This is a genomic window from Bacillus sp. LR--39 (genome assembly GCF_053613335.1).
Genome location: NZ_JBSIOT010000758.1, coordinates 1 through 760 on the forward strand (window position 1 = coordinate 1; position 760 = coordinate 760).

Sequence of the window (760 nt, forward strand, 5' to 3'; positions counted from 1 at the left end):
CGGAATCGCGGTGATTATTTTCACCGGAGAAATCGCCAAGTTTTTAGGCTTGAGAAATGTCGAGAAGCATGAGAGTTTTTATATGAATATGAGAGAGGTTGTCATCAACCTGAATACGCTCAGCTTTTACAGCATTTTGACGGCTGTCGTATCGCTCTTCTTTGTGCTGTTTACGCCAAAGGTTCTGCCGAAAGTGCCGGGAGCGCTCGCAGGCTTGCTTGTATCAACGGTCATTGCCACGATGCTGTTTCCCGAACAGGTGGTGACGATCGGATCAGCTTACGGCGAAATTCCGCGCAGCTTGCCGAGCTTTCAATTTCCTGAGTTGTCATTGGAAAAAATCATTTACCTGATGCCTCCCGCTCTTGCGATTGCAATGCTCGGAGGAATCGAATCGCTGCTTTCCGCGATGGTGGCAGACAATATGAAGGGGACAAGGCATGACAGCAATAAAGAACTTGTCGGCCAAGGAATTGCGAACATCGCCGCACCGCTGTTCGGCGGTATTCCGGCGACAGGTGCGATTGCCCGTACGGCGACCAATATTAAAACGGGCGCTGCTTCTCCGATTTCAGGTATCGTACACGGTGTGTTCGTTTTATTGGTTCTGCTTTTGTTTGCGCCATACGCTTCCCTTATCCCGCTTGCAAGCATGTCGCCGATTTTGATGGTGGTTGCTTGGAATATGAGTGAGCGGAAAGAGTTTATAAATATTTTGAAAATTAGAAATTCTGACTCTGCCGTGCTTGTCGTCACATTT

General features: G+C 48.3%; 1 protein-coding gene. It reads left to right on the forward strand.

Annotated features, from left to right (window positions below; genetic code table 11):
* Positions 1 to 760 (forward strand): SulP family inorganic anion transporter (locus ACWHAR_RS26340; protein ID WP_452088332.1); only part of this gene is annotated, 760 nt, incomplete at both ends.